Source organism: Bradyrhizobium sp. USDA 3262, assembly GCF_054060035.1.
Genome location: NZ_JBSSCT010000001.1, coordinates 2,893,335 through 2,905,985, shown reverse-complemented (window position 1 = coordinate 2,905,985; position 12,651 = coordinate 2,893,335). Strand labels below are relative to the sequence as shown.

Genomic DNA, 12,651 nt, shown 5'->3' with positions numbered 1-12,651 from the left:
ATCAGCGCGCGCGAGCGTAGCGGGTCGGCATCCAGTACTGGCGCATGGCCTCGACGACGTCCGGAATGTCGGTATGGGCGTTGCGCAGGAATTCCTCGGTCTCGCGGCCTTTCCTTGGTGGTCCAAGCAGTGGACGCCCCTGATCGTCGACGCAATGCAGCAGGATGGGCAGGAGCAAGCCGTGGTTTATGTTGCGGATGTCGAGCAGCGGGGTCCATGCCGATAGTCTCAGCCGCATGGCGGCATGGAATCCCTGGCACCACGGCCGCGCATCAACGTCGCCATTCGGCTTGCGGGCATGGGTGGGCGCGAACCGATGTGGCGCGGTGGAAAGAACGTTACTAATGTCGTTGTGGCGCAGCGCGACGGCCGAAATCGCAGCGAACTCAGGCGTGCCGCCATGGTTGAACGCATCGGCGTCGATGGCGAGTAACGGACAGATCCAGTCGGGCGGACTTATCGACACCGGCCCGGCCACGATCGCGGCGACATAGCCGTCGAGCATAGGAAGACTCGTGGCGATGGGATGCTGCGCGGCGCGAGCCTGCAGCCAAGGCTCAAGTTCGTCGAGCGGCATCGCGGCTGCCGCCATCGATGATGAAGATGATGATGAATGGCGGCGCCGGCTCATGCAGCCTCCCGTGCGCTGAGCTCGCGGGCCTTCCAGTTCCAGGCGAGAAGTTCGCGCAACTGGTGGCTCTTGGTCTGGCCGGAGATGATGCGCTCCAGCACATCGGCCAGATAGACCTGCGGATCGAGTTCATGGAGCTTTGCCGTATTGACCAGCGATGCGAGGATTGCCCAGCTCTCAGCACCGCTCTCGCTGCCGCTGAATAATGAGTTCCGCCTTCCCATCGCAATCGGGCGCATTGAACGCTCGACAGTGTTGCTGTCGACCTCAACGCGGCCGTCGCGGAGAAACAGCGTCAGCCCATCCCAGTGATTGAGCGTATAGTTGATAGCCTCCGCCAGCTTCGACTGGGAGAACAGCTGGTCGAGCATCGAGCTCAGTCGCGCCTTCAGCACCTCCATCAGCGGTGCGGCCCTGGTGCGGCGGGCGGCAAGCCGCTGTTCGGCGCTCGAGCCGCGGATCTCGGCCTCGATGGCGTAGACCGCTTGCAGGCGCTCGATCACTTCGTGAGCGAACGGCGACTGCATCGTCTTGTACACTTCGACGAATTTGCGTCGGGCATGGGCGAGACAAAAAGCGAGCTGGATCGCGCCGCCATGACCGCGGGCAAGCGCTTTGTAGGCGGCATAGCCATCCACCTGCAGAATGCCGGAGAAGCCGGTCAATTGCCCGGCGATCTCCTCGGTGCCGCGGCCATCGGCAAACACATAGGCGACCGCCGGCGGCGATGGGCCGCCCCATGGGCGATCATCCATCGCATGCGCCCAGAACTGGCAGATACGAGTGCGATGTCGTCCGGGATCGAGCACCGGCATCGGCGTCTCGTCGCAGAACAGCCGCGGCGAAGCCTGGATCGTCCGCAGCTGAAGCTCATAAAGGCTCTTGAGCCACCATGCCGCACGCTTCACCCAGCCGGCGAGCGTTGCGCGGTCGAGATGAATGCCCTGGCCAGCCAGGATCTGCACTTGGCGGTACAGCGGCAGATACCAGGCGAACTTCGAGACCACCACGTGAGCCACGAGTGCCGTCGATGCCATTCCGCCTTCAACCAAACGCGGCAGCACCTTCGCCTGGACCACGCCGTCGGTGCAACCGCGGCAGGCGTATTTGGGACGAACCGTGCGTAGTACCCGCAGGATCGCCGGGATCACGTCCAGCACCTCGCTCACATCCTCGCCGATCCTGTGCAGAGCGCCCTGACAGCACGGGCACGCTGTCGTGTCCGGCTCGAGCACCTGCTCGCAGCGCGGCAAATGCTTGGGCAACGCACCGATGTTGCGCCTCGCCTTCTTGCGCGGCTTCCCAGCCGGCTTCGTCGCAGGTAGATCGTCGTTGGCTGACGCAGGTGGTGTGACGCCGGTCGCGAGATCGTCCAGTTCGAGCGCGAGCTGCTCGGCCACGATCGCCACCAGCCGCTCCGAGCGCTTGCCGAAGATCATCTCCTTCAGCGTCTGCATCGCCACACGCAGCTTCTCGTTCTCGGCGTCAAGCGCGAGCACCATCTCGGTCAGAGCCGCTGCGTCGGTCGGAAGAGCTTCGGGGCGAATCGCCATGATCGAACGATATATCCGCGCATCACAGGCTCCAGCAAAATCTTCGCCTCTCAGCCGACAACGGCCGGCTGCTTCACAGGCTTGGGTGAGACACGCGTCCACTCCAGCCCGTCGAGCGAGGGCACATCGAAATATCCCCTCTGGGGAGTCTGACGAATCACCTGCCATCGAAGTTACAGTGTGCGAACCGACGCATCCGCTGTTCGGCCGCACGTTCCGCGTCATTCGCCGCTCGGTTCATCGTGGCGGGGGCTTCCCGCTTTCGTACGAGGTCGAATATCGAGACGGTGCCAGCCTTTTGATTCCGGTCGTGGCGACCGAACCACAGATGTCGATGGAGAATCGAACGAAGCTGAGCGTCGAGGCACTACACGATCTGATCTCTCTGGTTGAGCAGCTCGAACACGATGCCGATCGATCCGAAAGACCTTTGGGCCACGCTGTCAACGGCACTGCAGCGCCAAATCGTCAACGAGGTCGCCGCAGTGCTGGCGGAGGCAAGTCATGAAATCCGAGCTGGTCAAGCCGATACACCTGGCGCGACGCGCGGTCGTGTACATCCGGCAGTCGACGACCCACCAGGTTGTGACCAACCAAGAGAGCCTACGATTGCAATACGCGCTTCGCCAACGCGCCATCGAGCTCGGCTGGCACGAAGCTGGCATCGACGTCATCGACGCTGATCTTGGCATCAGTGGGGCGTCGGCGGCTCAGCGCAGCGGCTTCAAGGAGTTGGTCGGACGTGTTGGTCTTAACGAGGTTGGTCTGATCCTGTCGATCGACGTGACGCGTCTCGCCCGCAACTGCTCGGATTGGTATCCGCTGCTCGATATCTGCGGGCTGCACGGCTGCCTCATCGCCGACCGTGATGGCGTCTATGACCCTGGCAGCGCCAATGGCCGACTGCTGCTCGGCCTAAAGGGGACGATATCGGAGCTCGAGCTCCATACGATACGTAGTCGATTGACGGCTGGTCTTCTTGCCAAGGCGGAGCGCGGTGAGCTTGCGCTCACCTTACCGATCGGCCTTGTCCGCGATCCCTCTGGCGTCGTCGTCAAGGACCCGAACCTGGAGGTGCAGGAACGGCTCGAGCTGCTGTTCGAGACCTTCCTGAAACTGCGCACCGTTGCCAAGGTCATGCGTGAGTTCAACCACCGTGGTCTGGAGCTGCCGCGCCGCAATCGCCACGGGGATCTGCATTGGGCGCGGGCGACGACATCCGCGGTCGCGGCGATTCTGAAGAATCCTGCCTATGCGGGCGCCTTCGTTTACGGACGGACACGACTGCGCAAACCGTCGGACGGAAGATTACCGACGAAGGTGCCGAAGCCGATCGAGCAGTGGCGGATCATCGTCAAGGACCGCTATCCTCCCTATATTGCTTGGCAAAGCTACGAGAAGATCAGGGGCATCGTCATCGACAACCGAGCAGAATACATGCGCAACAAGACCAGGGGGGCTCCACGTGAGGGCGAACTACTGCTGCAAGGCATCGCATGGTGCGGAAGATGCGGTCACAAGATGTACGCGCGCTACAAGAGACGCGCCGAGTACGTCTGCAATCACCTGCGTTCACATCAGGGGTTGCCGACGTGCCAATACATCCGTGCTCCCCGCGTCGACGCCGCCGTGGCGCAAGCCTTCCTTACAGCGCTGGCGCCGGCCGAGATCGACGCGTTGTCGTGCGCTCGTCGCGCTCAGCAACAGACGTACAAAGCAATACGAAGCAATGCCGAGCAGCAGCTCGAGCGGCGACGCTACGAAGCAGCACTCGCCGAACGTCAGTTCAACCGCGTCGATCCCGACAACCGGCTCGTCGCCGCCGAGCTCGAGCGCCGTTGGGAGGCGGCTCTGAAGGATGCTCGAGCGGCAGAGGAGGCCCTGGCCCGTTTGAAGTCTCCCCAGGCTATCGCTCAGATCACCGTCGGCAACAAGGCGCTGAACGACAAAGTCGTCCGCCTCTCCGGCCGTCTGCCTGAGATCTGGACGGCCCCGAGCACGACCGACGGGAAACGCAAGGCGCTGCTGCGCTGTCTCATTGACAAGGTGATCCTCGACCGCGGCGAGCACGACGCCGTCAGGATGAGGATCGTCTTGGCGCGGCGGAGCCGTCACCGACATCGAGGTAAAGATGCGCGTCAACTCAGTAGCGGATCTCGCCCAAGGCGCGGAGATGCGAGAACGCGTGCTTGAGCTCGCCCGCGCCAAGATGCACGACGACGAGATCGCTGCCATATTGACGAGCGAAGGACAACGGTCACCAAGTTGCCCCGACAAGGTGCTGCCTATCACCGTCCAGCGCATTCGCTTGCACGCCGGCCTCAAGGGGCTTACCGAGCAACGTACACGATGGCGCCATTCAACCGACTTGCTCAGCGCACAGCAACTTGCCGGCGTATTGAACATTCCCGTGAATTGGCTCTACGTTCAGATCAGGCAAGGGCGCCTTTTGATCGATCGTCATCCTTCCGGCGCACATCTGTTCTCCAACACGTCGCGCGTGATTGAGGCTGTTCGAAAACTACGCAATCATGAGCTCAATCATCTCGATCTCAGAATCACTGAGCCTCACGAGGAGGGGCATCAACATGCGTAATCGAGCAGCATCGCGAGCTGCGTCGCACTGAGATGCACCACGCCATCGCGGATCGGCGGCCAGGTGAAGCGCCCCTGGTGCAGCCACTTCGTCACCAGCACCATGCCGCTGCCGTCCCACGCCAGAAGCTTCACTCGGTCCATGCGCTTGCTGCGGAACACAAAGACGTCGCCGCAATACGGGTTCGCACGCAGCGCTTCGCTAACCAGCGCCGACAGCGTGTGCACCGACTTGCGAAAGTCGACCGGCTGTGCCGCCAGCACCACCTTGAGGTCAGACCGTAATGCAATCAACGGATGCCCCGAAGCGCCGATAGCACTGTCGAAAGCGTCGCCAGCTCCACTCCGGGCTCGACCCGGATGCGTGCCCCGCCCACCTCGATCTCAATCATCCCGCCAAGCTTGCCTGGGGGCGATGCCATCTGCGGCAGCACCTTATGCGCGGACGCGAACCGGTCCGGTTCGTCTGCCGTCGCCGGACCGCTCTCGGAAGCGATCCGGACCGGCACGAAGCCTGGCGCCTGAAAGCTCGCTGCCGTCGCGAACTTGCGCCGCCACACCGTCAGCAGCCCACGGACAACGCCATGGCGCCGAGCGACCTCGGAAATATTGGCCCCTTCCTCGAAGCTCTCCGCCACGATCTGGGCCTTCTCTTCCGCCGTCCAGTGCCGTCGCCGACGCTGCCCCGTGATCACCTCGATCCGACGATAGGAGCCGCCTTCCTGCCTGGCATCAAGCATGGCTTCATGCATGGCATCTGCCATAGCCCACCTCCAAAAAAACAGGTCATACCAGGCTGTATCGCAGCTCATTCGCGCGATGCCCAGGTGGGGGGCTCATGCCGATTACTTTCAAACGAGCGTGGGGTAATATTGGGTCAGATGCATCACTCGGCTGACTCAGATCGAATTGAGCTCGACTGGACCGGCTGTTCGGCTGTTGCCTATTCCAGGCCGGGTGTCGCGGCGTTTGAATCGCAGGTCGGCTGACATGAGCCTTGGCAGGGAATTCCCGAGACGACGTGACGGCTCGAACGTCCCGTTCTGTCCAGCTTTGGCCACCAGATTCGCTGGCCGGGTTGGCAATGGCTTGGTTCGTCTCACTTGCAGACATTCCGCAACCGGCATTCTTAGACCGGCAGACGCGCGGGCTGAGCATCCGCCTTGCCTATGTCTGACAAGCGCAGGGGGTCAGATCGACCACGACGTCGGTTGTAGAGATGACGCCTCTGCGATGCGTAATCGCCAGCACGGTCACATCTTCCGCTAGGCTGCGAATATGGTCCATGATGTCCCGCTCGGTTCGCTCGTCAAGGGCGGAGCTGGCCTCGTCGAGAAGAAGGATCGCCGGCTCGCCATAGAGCGCACGGGCAATAGCAATACGCTGGCGCTCCCCGCCTGAAAGCTTCAAACCGCGTTCTCCAACGGTTGTTTCAAATCCTTCCGGCTGCGCCTCGATGAACGGGAGAATAGCGGCTTTTTCCGACGCGGTGCGAAGGCGTCCCTCATCGCGGGGCCGACCTAGCAGAATGTTGTCGGCCAGCGACACATTGAGCAACGTCACGTCCTGCGGCACGACAGCAACTGCAGCATACCAATCCGTGCGATCGATACCCGTTATATCGGTTCCATCGACCAGAATACGGCCGCAGTCCGGCTCGATTGATTTCAGGACGAGCCTAAAGATTGTCGACTTCCCCGATCCCGTTTCGCCGACCAAAAAAGTAATCCCGCCGCGTCCAGCCAAAAACGAGACGTTCGTAACGCCACGACCGTTTTCGTAGGCATAACCAACGTCCTCGAAAGATAGTTGGCCGGCGGAGGGCGTGAAATCATGAGTATGGGACGTTCGCCGCTCTTCTGGTGCGCCCCACAGTCTGGTGAGAGGAATGAGGTCGGCGCGCGACCTCGATGCGTCCGAGATCGCGCGCGCGACCATCTCGAAGGGCATACTGAGTTGGAGTATAAGCGTGTTGAACAGCACAATGTCGCCGATCGTGACCATGCCAGCCTGGTAGTCGGGAACCAGAAGGAGAAGAGTGACGGCAAATTGTAACGCGACGGCTAAGCCGAGCACGGCGATGTAGGGCAGTCGTTGAAGCACGTAGGCTCGACAGTTATCCCGCACCTCCCGCGCTTTCACCGTAAAGCGCTGGCTCATCCAGGCATGACTGCCAAAATGGCGCAACGTGTCCATGGCATTCATGACGTTGCCGACGAAACGCGCATTCTCTTGTCCGGCGTCGACGGCCCGGTCCAGAAATACGCGCGCCCGACGCGTCGAACTCCAGGTCAATGTAATCGCGGCAGCCCCATAGGCGACGACGATTGCGGCGATCTGAATATTGACGAGCGCACCTAGAGTAGCGATCGTAAGCAAAAGCTGCGTTGCAGCAGGGAAGAAGATCGTAGTTCCAAGCTGGACCATCGTGATCAACGCGCTGCGGCCGCGCGCGGCCGCACTCTGTATTTCCACGGGATTGTGCTCAAGGAAAAAGGCTGCGGTTTTTCTCAGGATTCGATCGAAAAAGCGAGTTGCAGCGATGAAGCCTAGGTTTTCTGCTGTCATAAAGGAAAGATACTGCAGCATACGCTGAAATGCGGAAGCAATGCCAAGCAGGACCGCATAGCCAGCGAGTCCCCAGGCGAGCACCGACGCGCCTTCACTGCGCGGCAGACGATCAATCAGAGACGAAAATACATAGGGGGCTACGACGCTGCTCGCGCTTGAGATCAGCACCACCGTGGCAACGACGAGAAGCAGGCACCGATCGGACCGCCAGTACGCATGCAAGATTTCGGAAATCGGCGACAACGCTGTGTACTTTGACATATCTGCGACACATCGAGGGAACGGCGCGCTTTGCTTTGCGCAGAGAGCGGCATGGCCTTGTCGCACGGTCTAGATTTCAAACGAACTCGCGTAAAGATGCTCGATGGCTGGCTCACCGAAATTTGCTATCGCTAACCGCCAGTGGACTTCAAATGAGCTCTGTCCAGCGCTGTCATGCAACCCCGCCAGTCTTGGTAGGTTGTCGCCCGGCGTCTCACATGAAATACGTCGTGTTGTGGCCGACAACTGACGCGCCACACTACCCGGCTTCTTACTGAAGCATAGGATGCCGAGACGACAAGAACCCGCTCCGTAAGGAACACGACATGAAGTGTGCAACTGCAGACACACGCAAACGGCCCGCGTCCGATGCAACTGAACTTCCTCTACCGGTTCTGCCGCCCCCTACTATTTAAGACACCAAAGGAACCTCTACCTAACGATAGTGCCACGGAGGGCTGGCTTTAAGATTGATTGCATCATTCTTCACGCTCTGTTGCCGCCCCTCACGCGAGGGGCGGCTCGAGTTTGTATCAAGAACAATGCTCAAGGCTACTCTGAGAATAGGTGATCTGAAAACCTTCGATCCTGCCGTCAGAGACTGCTCAATAGCAATTGGTGAAAGCTACATCCGGCCATTCCAGCATAAGAGCCTTGAGAGCTTGTTGCTAAAGAACTCCGACCAATGGTTCTTCGTCATACGGGAGCGTCAACGAGTAGCAGACGAGTTCGGCACCAACCCCATCGCCACAGCTAACGCTTCTGCGGATCAGCTTCGTCAGAGCTACCAACAATGCATGCACTGGCCGCTCGATTTTGTCGTGATCGAGGCCGCCCGCCGAGGTCCGCGCCTGCAGGTACGAGCTGGCCATATCGGCAGCCTGCCGATCTACTTCCACGTGGAGGAACGCACCCGTACGGTTACACTATCCTGGGATTTCGTCGATTTTTTGGGTACATCGCGAGCGATTGATGCAGAGATCATAGCTCATCACCTGTCGATGAGAACGTTTTACTCTGCGCGGCAGCCCTGCGCGGGGATTAACTTACCGACTGCCGGCGCAACCTTGTACGTCGACAGGTCGGAAACTTCTTTTGAGTACGGCTCATTAGATCCGTTCACTAGGCCGTGTACCTATAAAACTTGGCGGCTCATGTGACTGGTGACTACGTCCGCTTTGCTCCAATAGCGACCAAGTTCGTGCGGCAGCACAATATGTCGCGATGGCCAGAAGGAGACATTGCCGGCGGTCAGACTAGTGGGCGTCCGGAGTGTTGGCTCGTTCCGGCTGTGTGACAAATCTTCCCGCACCGCTCCATTGTTCCTAACTTAGCAAGATCAAACTCTCGCCAACTGGAGCGCGGCCTCAACGCCGCCTTCCAGGATCTGCTCTGCCTGGATGGTGTCGGGGACGGCCCGCGCGAACTGGAGAGTGCCCACCATGAGACCGAAGATGGCGGTCGCACGGCGGCGGCTCGCTGCAGAGTCGGCACCCGGAAGTAGTGCAGCCAGCGACGAAACGTAGCTTCGCAGCGCTTTCTCGTAGTCCTGCCGAGTGGACAGGGGCTGGCGTGCGATTTCCGGGAGCAACGCCGCCGAAGGGCACCCGTCCGCCGGGTCTTCGAGGTGAGCGCGGTTGAGGTATCTCCGGATCGCCCCCTCGAGGGACAGGCCCGGCCGCTGTTCCTCATCGAGGCGATGTTGTTGGTCGCTAAGCGCGCTCGCCAGCGCCTCGCGAACGAGTGCGTTTTTGGACCCGAAGTGCGGAGAGAATGCGCCCTTAGTCAGACCGGCCTCGCCCATGATCCCGGCGATCCCGGCGGCGGAGATACCGTCTTGGCGTATGCACTTCGAGGCTACATCGATGATGTGTCGTCGCGTCGCGGCCTTGTGTCCTTTCTCGAAACGCATCTCCACTCCTTCGATATCCGTTAAGCTGCGGCCGCTTCCAATAGGGCCTGGAGGTCGCGATCACGTTGCTGGGCAACTGCATTCACATGTTCGCTGCCAAACTGACTGAACAGGGATGCCGGCCGATCATATCCACACGCGACACCGCCATCTTCATCCTCGCGCAGAAGGACGCGGATGGGTGCGTACAGCCCCGCCGACAATCGATGGCGGGTCATCTTGGACGCGGTGAGCGGATTTCCGATATCAAACTGGATGGATCGTCGTGTCAGCTGAGCAACAGCTAGGAGCGCGCCGTGGTCACCCTGCCCGAAAATGGTGAGCGGCGAAGATGCCTCCAACTCTCGAAGGGCGCGCTCACTTTCGCCGTATCGCAGGAGAGTGAATATCCCGTCATCGATGCGCCGCGCCAAGGTCGCGAGCTTGGCTCGAACGTCCTCGAAGGGCTGTGTTGAGCGGATGGTAACGTACTCGACCGGAATGGCACGCGTTGAGTGCAGTGCATTGGACATCTGGTGATCCTCTAATCTTTTGTCGCTGTCTGCAGGCCCCCTTCGCGACGCGAAGCAACCACGACACTAGGTTGAACCGGACTTGGCACCCAAGATGCCTTCGATACCGCGGGCAAGGTTTAGAAGCCGCTGATCACTTCCTAGAGGGCCATCCAGTTCGAGCCCGATCGGCAACCCCGCGCGAGACAGGCCGACAGGAAGGCTGATACCGGGCAGTCCCACGCTGCTTGCCGACACCGTGTGGTTCGCCAGAGCGAGGTAGCTGACGTCCTGCCCCGCGATGTGGACGGTCGCCTGCTCCCCGATCGAAGGCGCCGTGCAGGGCGTGGTCGGTTGCAGAATGACCCACGCCCCATGAGCGACGAACGCCGTGTTGAGGCGACGCTGGATTTCCGGCCGGCTCACGTTGAGCGCCATCTGATAGGCCTCTGCCGAGGTAGCACCTGCACCACCTGGCAATACGATGTGCTCCCACGCCTGCCGAAGCTGAGGCTTAAGGCTTTCGTAAATGGCCTCAAACGCGGTCGGAATCGCGTGGCGCCGAAGAAACTCCGAAATCGCGCCCATCGTCTCATGAGCGAAGATGCCCCATGTTGCCGTTTGGACGAGGGAATTGAAGTCGCGGCCAAGGTCCATTTCCACGACCTCGGCGCCGGCGTCCTGCAGTTGCCGCACCACCGCACGGAATCGGGACTCGACTTCGGGGTCAACCAGATCCAGGAACTGTCGCGGGGCGAAGGCGAGCCGGGCTCCCTTTAAGCCGTAGTCGCCGTCGGAGGACTCCGCAGCCTGTTCGCCAGTCACGACGTGGTCAACCAGAATGCAGTCCTCAACGCTTCGGGCAAACACGCCCGTCGTGTCGAGTGTATGGGAGATCGGAGCAACGCCGTTGCGCGGCCAACGCCCGGTGGTTGGCTTGAAGCCCACGACTCCACAGAACGATGCGGGTACCCGGATGGACCCAACGGTGTCACCGCCCAAGGACGCGGGAACCAGTCCAGCAGCCACGGATGCGGCGGAGCCGCTTGAGGAGCCGCCTGACATGTGATCCCGCGCGTGCGGATTCTTCACCTGACCATAACGTGCGTTGTGACCGGTCAAGCCGTAAGACATCTCGACAAGGTTGTTCTTGCCGAAAATCAACGCGCCCGCCTCCTTAATTGCCCGGACAGCGTCGGCATCTTCGCGCGGCACAAAATGAGCCAGACCTTCGATTCCCAGACTGGTGGGTAGCCCTTTCGTCAAATAACTGTCCTTCACCCCAAGCGGCATGCCAAGGAGCGGGGCCGCCGATCCGGCCGCACGCAACTTGTCTGCGGCCCTCGCGGCCGCCAGCACCTCCGCCTCATCGATGGTGATGAAGGCGTTCAGTTCGGCAAGCGCTCGGGCGCGCTGTAAAAGAGCCGCCGTGTAGGCCTCGGAGGTGATGTCGCCGTTGCGAACCGCTGCTGCAGCGGTTGCGAGCCCAAACGAGCTGACATCTGCGGTTTGTCGCGATGAGGCAGTTGTCTTGTCGTCCACGAAATCCTCGCCAGGAGCTGTTTGGCGGCACCCGGCCGCCACCTAACGGTGGTCCAGCTCAATGCCATTACGGTCATAATATTAAATTACAATCGTAATTCAATCGGGGTGGCGACCTGCTGGGGACACATGCGCGTGAAGTGCCGATGGACGGTTGCGAGCAATGATTGGTTCAGCGACTTCTGCAATGGGTCATTTTCGACGGTTTCTGCGGAGATAGTCGGCTGGCTGACGTCCGCTTCCCCGTAAGCGTCCAACCGGGGCCTGCCCGGAAGCGTCGCGTCAGGCCAGACCCCCTGTGATTCAAACTCCCAAACTGGGGGCTGGAATCATGCGCTACGAACTCGCCGATCATGAATGGATTGCCATCAAGCCGATGCTGCCGAACAAGCCGCGCGGCGTTCCTCGGGTTAACGACCGTCGTGTCCTCAATGGCATCTTCTGGGTCTTGCGTTCCGGAGCACCTTGGCGCGATTTGCCGGCGGCGTTCGGTCCTTACACCACTTGCTACAACCGCTTCGTTAGGTGGCGGCGAGCTGACGTCTGGAGCCGCATCATGGACGCACTTGCGGCTGCCCATGATGCCGCTGTCCAAATGATCGACAACTCGATTGTCCGCGGCATCAACATGGGGCCTGCATCACAAGGAACGAGCGCCTATCGATGGGAAGGTCGCGCGGCGGCTTGACGAGCAAAATCCACGCGGTGGTCGATAGCAATGGTTTGCCGGTACGGTTGACGTTGAGCCCCGGCGAGGCCCACGACGTTCGACTTGCAGGACAACTGCTCTCTCATCTGAAGTTCGGGTCAATGTTGCTTGCCGACCGTGGCTATGACGCCGACTGGATAAGAGAGCTTGCCATGAAAAAGGGGTCGTGGGCCAACATCCCGCCGAAACGCAATCGCAGCGATCCGATCTGCTTCAGCTCCTATCTCTACCGCGCTCGCGACTAGGTCGAACGGCTCTTCAACAGGATCAACCAATGTCGTCGTGTGGCGACGCGTTACGACAGGCTTGCGGGAAACTACCTTGCCTTCGTCCAACTCGCCTCTATCCGCCTATGGCTGGCTGCGCGTTATGAGTGCACGCCCTAA

At 60.7% G+C, this 12,651-nt stretch carries 12 protein-coding genes and 1 pseudogene; 5 read left to right on the top strand and 8 right to left on the bottom strand.

Annotated features, from left to right (window positions below):
• Position 1 precedes the first annotated feature (1 nt).
• Positions 2-631 carry a UPF0149 family protein gene (locus ACVWYP_RS13560; protein WP_233475738.1) on the bottom strand — a complete coding sequence of 210 codons (630 nt, stop codon included), beginning with the start codon at positions 629-631 and terminating at the stop codon, positions 2-4.
• Positions 628-2,184: an IS66 family transposase gene (gene tnpC, locus ACVWYP_RS13555; RefSeq protein WP_018269968.1), complete on the bottom strand. Its 1,557-nt coding sequence runs from the start codon at positions 2,182-2,184 to the stop codon at positions 628-630. Before tnpC ends, ACVWYP_RS13560 begins: the two co-directional genes overlap by 4 nt.
• Positions 2,185-2,362: 178 nt before the next feature.
• Here tnpC and ACVWYP_RS13550 point away from each other — a divergent pair, with 178 nt between their 5' ends.
• The 3 genes from ACVWYP_RS13550 to ACVWYP_RS13540 are packed head-to-tail and all read left to right on the top strand — an operon-like array spanning position 2,363 to position 4,780.
• Entirely contained in the window at positions 2,363-2,692 is a 330-nt protein-coding gene (locus ACVWYP_RS13550; RefSeq protein WP_157183414.1) for a hypothetical protein, read from the top strand.
• Positions 2,689-4,377: a recombinase family protein gene (locus tag ACVWYP_RS13545; RefSeq protein WP_063709711.1), complete on the top strand. Its 1,689-nt coding sequence runs from the start codon at positions 2,689-2,691 to the stop codon at positions 4,375-4,377. Before ACVWYP_RS13550 ends, ACVWYP_RS13545 begins: the two co-directional genes overlap by 4 nt.
• Positions 4,370-4,780, top strand: a complete 411-nt coding sequence (locus ACVWYP_RS13540; protein ID WP_233475739.1) for a hypothetical protein — start codon at positions 4,370-4,372, stop codon at positions 4,778-4,780. Before ACVWYP_RS13545 ends, ACVWYP_RS13540 begins: the two co-directional genes overlap by 8 nt.
• Here the strand turns inward: ACVWYP_RS13540 and tnpB are convergent.
• The 3 genes from tnpB to ACVWYP_RS13525 all read right to left on the bottom strand — a co-directional run bounded on the left by tnpB (position 4,768) and on the right by ACVWYP_RS13525 (position 7,611).
• Complete coding sequence (tnpB, locus tag ACVWYP_RS13535) at positions 4,768-5,073, bottom strand: IS66 family insertion sequence element accessory protein TnpB (RefSeq protein ID WP_051448103.1); 306 nt, start codon at positions 5,071-5,073, stop codon at positions 4,768-4,770. The genes ACVWYP_RS13540 and tnpB overlap by 13 nt on opposite strands.
• Complete coding sequence (gene tnpA, locus ACVWYP_RS13530) at positions 5,070-5,543, bottom strand: IS66-like element accessory protein TnpA (protein WP_026192332.1); 474 nt, start codon at positions 5,541-5,543, stop codon at positions 5,070-5,072. The genes tnpB and tnpA overlap by 4 nt, the downstream gene beginning before the upstream one ends.
• A gap of 403 nt (positions 5,544-5,946) precedes the next feature.
• Positions 5,947-7,611, bottom strand: a complete 1,665-nt coding sequence (locus ACVWYP_RS13525) for an ABC transporter ATP-binding protein (protein ID WP_018269964.1) — start codon at positions 7,609-7,611, stop codon at positions 5,947-5,949.
• Between the two features lie 470 nt (positions 7,612-8,081).
• On the opposite strand from ACVWYP_RS13525, the gene ACVWYP_RS13520 reads away from it, so the two are divergent.
• A complete protein-coding gene (locus ACVWYP_RS13520) occupies positions 8,082-8,771 on the top strand; it encodes a hypothetical protein (protein WP_233475740.1) in 690 nt (229 codons plus the stop codon).
• Positions 8,772-8,950: 179 nt separating this feature from the next.
• Here ACVWYP_RS13520 and ACVWYP_RS13515 read toward each other — a convergent pair whose 3' ends face one another.
• From ACVWYP_RS13515 to ACVWYP_RS13505, 3 genes are all read right to left on the bottom strand, one after another.
• Positions 8,951-9,523: a TetR/AcrR family transcriptional regulator gene (locus ACVWYP_RS13515; RefSeq protein WP_026192331.1), complete on the bottom strand. Its 573-nt coding sequence runs from the start codon at positions 9,521-9,523 to the stop codon at positions 8,951-8,953.
• Between the two features lie 20 nt (positions 9,524-9,543).
• Positions 9,544-10,035, bottom strand: coding sequence for a DUF302 domain-containing protein (locus ACVWYP_RS13510; protein WP_016842784.1), 492 nt, complete (start codon positions 10,033-10,035; stop codon positions 9,544-9,546).
• A gap of 66 nt (positions 10,036-10,101) precedes the next feature.
• Positions 10,102-11,556, bottom strand: coding sequence for an amidase family protein (locus ACVWYP_RS13505; protein ID WP_028343876.1), 1,455 nt, complete (start codon positions 11,554-11,556; stop codon positions 10,102-10,104).
• 331 nt (positions 11,557-11,887) lie between these two features.
• Here ACVWYP_RS13505 and ACVWYP_RS13500 point away from each other — a divergent pair.
• Positions 11,888-12,651, top strand: a pseudogene (locus ACVWYP_RS13500) (IS5 family transposase).